The organism is Streptomyces sp. S6 (assembly GCF_054880855.1).
In genome coordinates, this window is sequence record NZ_JBTYMC010000257.1 from 1 (window position 1) to 9,667 (window position 9,667).

7 protein-coding genes are annotated in these 9,667 nt (G+C 71.6%); 3 read left to right on the plus strand and 4 right to left on the minus strand.

Annotation, left to right across the window (positions count from 1 at the left end; genetic code table 11):
- Both ACVNF4_RS27060 and ACVNF4_RS27065 read right to left on the minus strand, forming a co-directional pair.
- Positions 1–1,026, minus strand: a 1,026-nt coding sequence (locus tag ACVNF4_RS27060) for an ATP-dependent helicase (protein WP_461805491.1), incomplete at its 3' end; no start/stop codon positions are given.
- A 239-nt stretch (positions 1,027–1,265) separates the two neighbouring features.
- A complete protein-coding gene (locus tag ACVNF4_RS27065) occupies positions 1,266–1,649 on the minus strand; it encodes an MGMT family protein (RefSeq protein ID WP_461805492.1) in 384 nt (127 codons plus the stop codon).
- A gap of 185 nt (positions 1,650–1,834) precedes the next feature.
- Here ACVNF4_RS27065 and ACVNF4_RS27070 point away from each other — a divergent pair, with 185 nt between their 5' ends.
- The 3 genes from ACVNF4_RS27070 (at position 1,835) to ACVNF4_RS27080 (ending at position 7,797) form a co-directional block, all read left to right on the plus strand.
- Positions 1,835–4,552, plus strand: coding sequence for a lysylphosphatidylglycerol synthase domain-containing protein (locus tag ACVNF4_RS27070; protein ID WP_461805493.1), 2,718 nt, complete (start codon positions 1,835–1,837; stop codon positions 4,550–4,552).
- Between the two features lie 56 nt (positions 4,553–4,608).
- The gene (locus ACVNF4_RS27075; RefSeq protein WP_461805494.1) at positions 4,609–6,153 is read left to right on the plus strand and encodes an alpha/beta hydrolase; all 1,545 of its coding nucleotides are present in this window, start codon (positions 4,609–4,611) and stop codon (positions 6,151–6,153) included.
- Between the two features lie 114 nt (positions 6,154–6,267).
- Positions 6,268–7,797 carry an alpha/beta hydrolase gene (locus ACVNF4_RS27080; protein WP_461805495.1) on the plus strand — a complete coding sequence of 510 codons (1,530 nt, stop codon included), beginning with the start codon at positions 6,268–6,270 and terminating at the stop codon, positions 7,795–7,797.
- A 74-nt stretch (positions 7,798–7,871) separates the two neighbouring features.
- Here ACVNF4_RS27080 and moeZ read toward each other — a convergent pair whose 3' ends face one another.
- Positions 7,872–9,050: an adenylyltransferase/sulfurtransferase MoeZ gene (moeZ, locus tag ACVNF4_RS27085; protein WP_461805496.1), complete on the minus strand. Its 1,179-nt coding sequence runs from the start codon at positions 9,048–9,050 to the stop codon at positions 7,872–7,874.
- A 63-nt stretch (positions 9,051–9,113) separates the two neighbouring features.
- Positions 9,114–9,667: spherulation-specific family 4 protein (locus tag ACVNF4_RS27090; RefSeq protein WP_461805497.1), on the minus strand; the 554-nt coding region annotated here is incomplete at its 5' end.

The following is a 9,667-nucleotide window of genomic DNA, read 5'->3' on the forward strand; positions in this document are numbered from 1 at the left end:
CAGGAGGTGCGCGGCGGAGCGGCGCGAGGTGCGCAGGACCTCGACGGGGGCGGGGCGGCCGTCCGCGCGCGGGAAGGCGTGCGGGAAGTCGAGGATGCCGTTCACGTCGGCGCCCCGGAAGGCGTAGATCGACTGGTCGGGGTCGCCGAGGGCGACGAGGGTGCGGCCGTCCCCGGCGAGCGCGCGCAGCAGGCGCACCTGGGCGGGGTCGGTGTCCTGGTACTCGTCGACGTAGACGGCGTCGTACCGCGCGGCGAGCTGCCGGGCCGCCTCGGGGCGCTGGGCTAGGAGCACCGCGCGGTGGACGAGTTCGGCGTAGTCGAGGACGCCCTGGAGGTCGAGGACGTCGAGGTACTCGGCGAGGAACACGGCGGCGGCACGCCAGTCGGGGCGGCCGATGCGGTCGGCGAAGGCGCGCAGGGCCTCGGGGCCGAGCCCGAGTTCGCGGCTGCGGGCGAGCACCGCGCGGACCTCGTCGGCGAACCCGCGTGTGGTGAGGCAGGCGCGCAGTTCGTCGGGCCAGCTGACGTGCGTGAGGCCGAGGCGCTGGAGGTCGAGCTGGCCGGCGAGCAGCTCGCGGACGGTGACGTCCTGTTCGGGGCCGGAGAGCAGCCGCAGGGGCTCCACGAACAGGTCGCTGTCCTGGTGGGCGCGGACCAGGGCGTAGCAGAACGAGTGGAAGGTCGTGGCCTGGGGTGCGCGGGAGGCGCCCATGCGCAGGGCCATGCGGTCGCGCAGTTCGACGGCGGCCTTGCGGCTGAACGTCAGGACGAGGATCCGCGCGGGGTCGTCGCCGCGCGCGACGCGGGCGGCGACGGACTCGACGAGGGTGGTGGTCTTGCCGGTGCCCGGTCCGGCGAGGACCAGCAGGGGGCCGGTGGTGTGGTCAACCACCGCGCGCTGTGCGGCGTCCAGACGAGGGGGAGCCTCGCGGGCCGGAGGGGTGCGCACCAGTCGGTAGGCGCCACGGGTCCCCTGCCGTCCCTGGTGGTGCGGCAGGCGTCCGGTGGAGGAAGAGGAGCTCACGTGGTTCGCCGGTCCTGGTGGGTGTGCTGGTTCGTCGCCGACCGTCCGTGCCGGGCGGTGGTCTCGGGATGAGGAGGACGGGTGCGGCCGGCGCCACGCCGGGAGCCGGTCCGGAGGCTGGGCTTCCGGTCGGTCCCGTGCGTCCCGTACGGCTCGCGCGTCCCCTGCCCCTCGAACGTACGGCATGTCCCGGGTGTGCCCCGGTTCACCCGGACGGAGCACAGGCCCGCAGGGAGCTGTCAGGGGCGCTCAGGACCGGTGTCGCCGTCCCAGCGGGCCCGTTTCATGTCGAGGCGTGGCAGGTGCCCCTGGGAGGCCGCGCTCGCCCCTTTCAGCGGGGTGCCCTCCGCGCGGTACTCGTCCAGGGCCCGCAGTTCGTGTCCGGGCAGCAGCGCGCCGTCCGAGCGCACGACGCGCCACCACGGGACGGCGGCTCCGTAGAGGGCCATCACTCTGCCCACCTGCCGGGGCCCGCCTTCCTGGAGCCACTCGGCGACGTCCCCGTACGTCATGACCCGGCCGGGCGGGATCAGCTCGGCGACTTCGAGGACCCGCTCGGCGTACTCGGGCAACGCGTCCGTGTACTCCGCGCGGGCGTCGTCGGGAAGGCTCTGCTCGCTCATCCGCCCCATCCTGCCGCACCGCACCGACAATGCGACGGGTTCACGACACTGTGTGAGCCTCGCCCCCGAGGGGTGCTTCGGGCAGACTGTGCGCCCCGCGTTCGCACCCTGACATCACCGGATGTCGGTCGGGCATGCCACCATCGTGCGGGCGGTGACCGGTGATACGAGATCAAGAAGAGACGATGAAGCAGCAGGGTGCGCATTCCGAGGACGCGGAGGGCACCTCTGACGGCGCATCGCGCCCGGAGCCGAACGAGCCGCCCGCGCGTGCGGGCGCGAAGAAGCGCGAGGAGTACGCCGACGTGGCACACGTGGACGAGGTGGAGGGCGACGAACCGCTGCTCCCCGCGCGCGTGCACCGCCCCTCGGACCTCATGCGGCTCCTGGTGGGCGTCCTCGCGGTGGTGGTGCTCCTGGCGGTCGCCGCGTTCGCGCACGGCACCACCTCGGGTCTGGAGCAGGACATCAACAAGGGCACCGGTCAGGCGCCCGACCTGCTCATCAAGATCGCGGGGCTCGCGTCCAGCATCGCGATCCTCCTGGTGCCGGTCGCGTTCGCGATCGAACGGCTGATCAAGCGCGACGGCCTGCGCATCGCCGACGGCGTCCTGGCGGCCGTCCTCGCGCACGGCGTGACGCTCGCCACCGACCTGTGGGTCGCGAAGGGCGCCCCGGACTCGATCCGTGAGGCGCTCACCCAGCCCTCCCCCGGTGACATCCACGCGCTGACCGACCCGGTGCACGGCTATCTCGCGCCCGTCATCGCCTACATGTCGGCCGTGGGCATGTCACGCCGGCCGCGCTGGCGGGCCGTCCTGTGGATCGTGCTGCTGCTCGACGCGCTGTCCATGCTGGTCACCGGCTACACGACACCCTTCTCGATCATCCTGACCGTCCTGATCGGCTGGAGCATCGCCTACGGCACGCTGTACGCGGTCGGCTCGCCGAACGTCCGCCCCACCGGGCGCACGCTGATGGCGGGGCTGCGGACGGTCGGTTTCCGCCCGGTGAGCGCGGCGCGCGTGGAGGCGTCGGAGTCCGGGGACAGCGACCGGGGGCGGCGCTATTTCGTCACCCTGGAGGACGGCGCCCCGCTGGACGTCACGGTCGTCGACCGGGAGCAGCAGGCGCAGGGGTTCTTCTACCGCGCGTGGCGCAATCTGGCGCTGCGCGGGTTCGCGACGCGCTCCAGCCTCCAGTCGCTGCGCCAGGCGCTGGAGCAGGAGGCCCTGCTGGCGTACGCGGCGATCGCGGCGGGCGCCAACGCGCCCAAGCTGATCGCGATGTCGGAGCTGGGTCCGGACGCCGTGATGCTGGTCTACGAGCACACCGGCGGGCGCACGCTGGACTCGCTGGCGGACGACGAGATCACGGACGAGGTCCTGCACAACGCCTGGCAGCAGGTGCGGGCGCTGCAGTCGCGGCGGATCGCGCACCGCAGGCTCGCGGGGGACGCGATCCTGGTGGATCGTTCCGGCACGGTGATCCTCACGGATCTGCGCGGCGGCGAGATCGCGGCGAGTTCCCTGCTGCTGTTCATGGACACCGCCCAGTTGGTGACGACCCTGGGGCTGCGGGTGGGCGCGGAGCGGGCGGTGGCCTCCGCGGTGAGCGTCCTCGGTCCGGACGCGGTCGCCGACTGTCTGCCGATGCTCCAGCCGATCGCGCTGACGCGCTCCACGCGCGCGACGCTGCGCCGGCTGGCCCGGGAGCGGGCGCAGCGTGAGCGGGACGCGGTCCTGGAGGCGTCCCGGCAGGCCAAGCAGGCCCGTCTGGAGGCCGCGGAGGACACGGAGGCGGTCTCCTCCGAGAAGGCCGCCAAGAAGACGCTCAAAGCCGAGGCACGGGCCGAGAAGCGGGCGATCGACGAGGCGGTGGACGGGGCTCGCGAGGACGACCTGCTGACCCAGATCCGGCACGAGGTGCTGCTGATCCGTCCGCAGGCGCCGGTGGAACCGGCCCGTCTGGAGCGGGTGCGTCCGCGCACGCTGCTGAGCTTCATGGCCGGTGCGCTGGGCGCCTACTTCCTGCTGACGCAGCTCACCCACATCGAGTTCGGGCCGCTGATCGCGAACGCCGAGTGGGGCTGGGTGGCCGCCGCGGTGGCGTTCTCGGCGCTCACCTACGTGGCCGCGGCGATGAGCCTGCTGGGGTTCGTGCCGGAGCGGGTGCCCTTCCCCCGGACGGTCGCGGCGCAGGTCGCCGGGTCCTTCGTGAAGATCGTCGCGCCGGCCGCGGTCGGCGGGGTCGCCCTGAACACGCGGTTCCTTCAGCGGCAGGGGGTGCGGCCGGGGCTCGCGGTGGCCAGTGTGGGCGCCTCGCAGCTCTTCGGGCTCGGCTGTCACATCGTCATGCTGCTGTCCTTCGGCTATCTGACGGGCATCGAGAAGACGCCGTCGCTGACGCCGTCCCGGACGGTCATCGCCGGGCTGCTGACGGTCGCGGTGCTCGTCCTGGTGGTGACGTCGGTGCCGTTCCTGCGGAAGTTCGTCGCCACGCGCGTGAGGTCGCTGTTCGCGGGGGTCGTGCCGCGCATGCTGGACATCCTCCAGCGGCCCCAGAAGCTCGTCACCGGTATCGGCGGGATGCTGCTGCTGACCGCCTGTTTCGTGATGTGCCTGGACGCCTCGATCCGCGCGTTCGGCAACGAGACGACGTCGATCAGCCTCGCCAGCGTCGCCGTCGTCTTCCTCGCCGGCAACGCGCTGGGCTCCGCCGCGCCCACGCCGGGCGGGGTGGGGGCCGTGGAGGCCACCCTCACGGTCGGCCTGATCGCCGTCGGTCTCCCCAAGGAGGTCGCCGCCCCCGCCGTCCTCCTCTTCCGCCTGCTGACCCTCTGGCTCCCCGTCCTGCCGGGGTGGCTCGCGTTCAACCACCTGTCGCGGAAGGGCGCGCTGTAGGGCCGGCTCCCTCGTACGGCTCCCGCCACGCGCGCGTGGCGGAGCGCGGCTTCAGGATGGACCGCATGGCGAAACGTTCCGTCGTGTTGATCTCCACCGCCGTGCTCCTGTCGTCCCTCGTGACGGCCTGCGGGGGCGCCTCAGGGGAAGAGGGCCCGGCGGCACGGAAGCTGGAGTGGAAGGACTGCCCGGCGCCGTCGCAGGCGGAGGGCGGGGGGAACGCGCCGTCGGCGCTCCCGGACGGCGGGACGTGGCAGTGCGCGACGCTGAAGGCGCCACTGGACTGGTCGAAGCCCCAGGGGGACACGATCGGCATCGCGCTGATCCGCGCGCGGGCGAGCGGCGAGGCGGACAAGCGCATCGGCTCGCTGGTGTTCAACTTCGGCGGCCCCGGCGGTTCGGGCGTCACCACCCTGCCGTCGTTCGGCGCGGACTACGACCACCTGCGCACCCGGTACGACCTGGTCAGCTTCGACCCGCGCGGGGTCGGCCGCAGCGCCGGCGTGAAGTGCGAGGACGACCGGCAGCTCGACGCCTACTTCCAGCAGGACATGACCCCGGACGACGCCGCCGAGCGCACGCGGTTCCTGGACAACGTCAAGGAGTTCAACGCGGCCTGCGAGAAGAACTCCAAGAAGATGCTCCCGTACGTACGGACCACCGACGCGGCCCGGGACATGGACCTCATGCGGCAGGCCCTCGGCGACGACAAGCTGTACTACTTCGGCATCTCCTACGGCACCGAACTCGGCGGCGTCTACGCGCACCTGTTCCCGAAGAACGTCGGCCGCGCGGTCCTCGACGCCGTCGTCGACCCGACGCAGACCTCCGAACAGGGCGTCCTGGGACAGGCGAAGGGTTTCCAGCTCGCCCTCGACAACTACGCCGAGGACTGCGTCTCCCGGACCGAGGACTGCCCTGTCGGAGACACCGCGCAGGACGTGAAGGACCGCATCTCCAAACTCCTCAAGAGCCTCGACGCGAAACCGCTGCCGGGTAATTTCCCGCGCGTGCTGACCCAGACCGCCGCCACCAACGGCATCGCGCAGGCCCTGTACTCGAAGGACTTCTGGGAGTACCTCACCGAGGGCCTGGAGCAGGCGTACGAGGGTGACGGCAAGGTCCTGATGCTGCTCTCGGACCTGATGAACGGCCGCAGCGCGAACGGCGAGTACAGCAACACGACCGCCGCCAACACCGCCATCAACTGCGCCGACGACAAGTCCCGCCCCACCCCGGCCGACGTCGAGCGCAGGCTCCCCGAGTTCCACGCCGCCTCCCCCGTCTTCGGGGACTTCCTCGCCTGGGGCATGCTCAGCTGCACCGGCTGGGCCGTCCCCGGAGCCGCCGGCCACCCCGACGTGAGCGCGCCCGGTTCGCCCCCGATCCTCGTCATCGGCAACACCGGCGACCCGGCGACCCCGTACGAGGGCGCCCGCAAGATGGTGGACGCGCTGGGCGAGGGTGTCGGGGTCGAGCTGACGTACAAGGGGCAGGGGCACGGCGCTTACGACAGCAAGGACAAGTGCGTCCAGGCGACGGTGAACAGCTATCTGCTGGACGGGAAGGTACCGGCGCCCGGAACCGTCTGCCCTCGATGAAACCGCAGGTCACAGGGTTATCCACAGGCTGAAACGGGGTTCGCCGGCTCCACCTACCATGGCCTCAGAGCCGCTCGACGCACGGTCCGGGCGGCGTACGAGGGGGGGTGCACGATGGCGCGATTCGTACGGTGGGCCGCGTGGGGCGCGATCGCGGCGCTGGTGGTGGCGGGGTGCAGTGCAGGGGCCTCGGACGGGAAGGGCGGAGGGAAGGAGCCGGCGCCGGACGGCCCGGAGGTGTCGTCCGGGCTGCCCGCCTCACTGACCGGACAGAGACTCGGCTGGGGCCGGTGCGAGGGGGATTCGGCCGCGGGCGGCGCATGGCGGTGCGCGACGCTGAAGGCGCCACTGGACTGGTCGAAGCCCGAGGGGCGGACGATCGACGTCGCGCTGGTGCGGACGAGGTCGAGCGGCCCGGCGAAGGAGCGGCTCGGGTCGCTGCTGTTCAACTTCGGCGGCCCCGGCGGTTCGGGCGTCGACACCCTGCCGGCGTTCGGCTCCACGATGTCCTCGTTGCGCGCCCGCTACGACCTGGTGGGTTTCGACCCGCGCGGGGTCGGCCGCAGCGAGGGCGTGCGATGCCGCGGCGACAAGGAGATCGCCGCCGCCGAGACGGTGGACGCCACGCCCGACACCCCGGCCGAGGAGCGGGCGTACTTCCAGGACGCCGACAGCTTCGGCCAGGGCTGCCAGAAGGCCGCAGGCGAGCTGATGTCCCATGTCTCGACGACCGACACGGCCCGCGACATGGACCTGATGCGCCAGGTCCTGGGCGACAGGCGGACGAACTACTTCGGCATCTCCTACGGCACCGAACTCGGCGGCGTCTACGCCCACCTGTTCCCGAAGAACGTGGGGCGGCTGGTGCTGGACGCGGTGGTGGACCCGACCGCCGACGCCGTGGGCCATGCCCGCAACCAGGCCCGGGGTTTCCAGCGGGCGCTGGACAACTACCTCAAGTCGACGGGCCAGGACCCGAAGGAGGGCACCCGCAAGATCGCGGCCCTGCTGGAGCGGCTGGACGCGAACCCTCTCCCGACGTCCTCCGGCCGCAGACTCACCCAGACACTCGCCGTCCTCGGCATCGTCCGGCCCCTGTACAGCGAGGCGAGCTGGCCGAGCCTCACCCGCGCCCTGAAGGAGGCAGGGGACGGCGACGGATCGGGCCTGCTGGAACTCGCGGACAGCTACAACGACCGTGACTCCTCGGGGAGTTACGGCACGGAGTCGCACTCCCAGCGGGTCATCTCGTGCCTGGACGACAAGCAGCGCCCGACGGCCGACGAGACCCGCCGGATCCTCCCGGAGTTCGAGAAGATCTCCCCGGTGTTCGGCCCCTACCTCGCCTGGGACACGGCCGGCTGGTGCCACGACTGGCCGGTGCCGGGCCAGTTCGACACCCCGCAGGTCAGCGCCCCCGGCGCGGCCCCGATCCTGCTGGTCGGCAACACCGGCGACCCGGCGACCCCCTACGAGGGCGCCCGCAGGATGGCCGACGGCCTCGGCAAGGACGTCGGCGTGCTCCTCACCTGGAAGGGCGAGGGCCACGGCGCGTACGGCAGCGGCAGCGACTGTGTGGACTCGACGGTGGACGCCTACCTGCTCGACGGCAAGGTCCCGCCGGACGGAAAGGTCTGCTCATGACGGCGGCGGGGGCCTCCCCCACGCGTGGTGGGCGAGACCCCCGCCGTCCGGGGCTCCGGCTGCCGGGAGAGATGTCAGTAAACCGGCTTGTGCGGTTCGATCTGGTTGACCCAGCCGATGACCCCGCCACCGACGTGGACGGCGTCGGAGAAGCCCGCCGACTTCAGGACGGCGAGGACTTCCGCACTGCGGACACCCGTCTTGCAGTGCAAGACGATCTTCTTGTCCTGGGGCAGCGACTCCAGGGCGGTGCCGAGGAGGAACTCGTTCTTCGGGATCAGCTTGGCACCCGGGATGGAGACGATCTCGTACTCGTTCTGCTCGCGGACGTCGATGATCTCGATGTTCTCGCCCTCGTCGATCCACTCCTTGAGCTGCTTGGCGGTGATCGTCGAGCCGAGCGCGGCCTCCTGGGCCTCCTCGGAGACGACGCCGCAGAACGCCTCGTAGTCGATGAGTTCGGTGACCGTCGGGTTCTCACCGCACACCGCGCAGTCGGGGTCCTTGCGGACCTTGACCTGGCGGTACTGCATCTCCAGGGCGTCGTAGATCATCAGCCGGCCGACGAGGGGCTCACCGGTGCCGGTGAGGACCTTGATCGCCTCGGTGACCTGGATGGAGCCGATGGACGCGCACAGCACGCCCAGGACGCCGCCCTCGGCGCAGGAGGGGACCATGCCGGGCGGCGGGGGCTCCGGGTAGAGGCAGCGGTAGCAGGGGCCGTGCTCGGACCAGAAGACCGACGCCTGGCCGTCGAAGCGGTAGATGGAGCCCCACACGTACGGCTTGTTCAGCAGCACGCACGCGTCGTTGACCAGGTAACGGGTCGCGAAGTTGTCGGTGCCGTCGACGATCAGGTCGTACTGGCTGAAGATGTCCATCACGTTCTCGGCCTCAAGCCGTTCCTCGTGAAGGATCACGTTCACGTACGGGTTGATGCCGAGGACGCTGTCCCGCGCGGACTGCGCCTTGGAGCGGCCGATGTCGGCCTGGCTGTGGATGATCTGCCGCTGGAGGTTGGACTCGTCGACCTCGTCGAACTCGACGATGCCCAGCGTGCCGACACCGGCCGCGGCCAGGTACATCAGCGCCGGCGAGCCCAGCCCGCCGGCGCCGACACAGAGCACCTTCGCGTTCTTCAGCCGCTTCTGCCCGGCCATGCCCACGTCGGGGATGATCAGGTGGCGGGAGTACCTGCGGACCTCGTCTACGGTGAGCTCGGCAGCCGGCTCGACCAGGGGTGGCAGCGACACGGGGACTCCGTTGGTCGGTCAATCACTACAGTTGTTCTCCCTGCAACACTGCCACGCGTTTCTTCATTCCGAGACACCTGTTCCGATCCGCGAGACGATCTCGTCCCAGTAGCCGGGCATGGTCTCCCAGGGGTCGTCCCGGCCCCGGCGGTCGGAGCGGTCGGTGAACCAGATGGTCGCCGCGCCCTGCCAGCGGGCGACCCGCAGGGCCTCGTCGAGATGCGTCCGGGGCACGCCGTGCACGAAGTGGCAGAAGCGCTCCGGGGGATGCTCGGCCGTCCACTCCGCCACCTGCGACCACCGGTAGTCGCGCCAGGGCCCGGAGAAGGTCACCAGCTGGTCCCCGTGCTCGGCGTAGCCGGGGTGCGGGTGGACGCCGTGGCCGAGGACGAGGTGGGCGTCGTCGGCGAACTCGCGCAGCGCGGTGGCCGTCGCACCGGTGCCGGCGAGGTCGGCGCGTCCGGCGGGGCAGCGGTCCAGGAGGAAGCCGTCGACCCGGTACCAGCTCGCGTAACGGCCCGCGTCGTCGAGGAGTTCACCCCGCGCGCGGGAGCCGTGCGCGGCGTCGAGGCGGCCCAGGACGCGCACGCCCGCGTTGCGCAGCCGTCCGGCGGCCT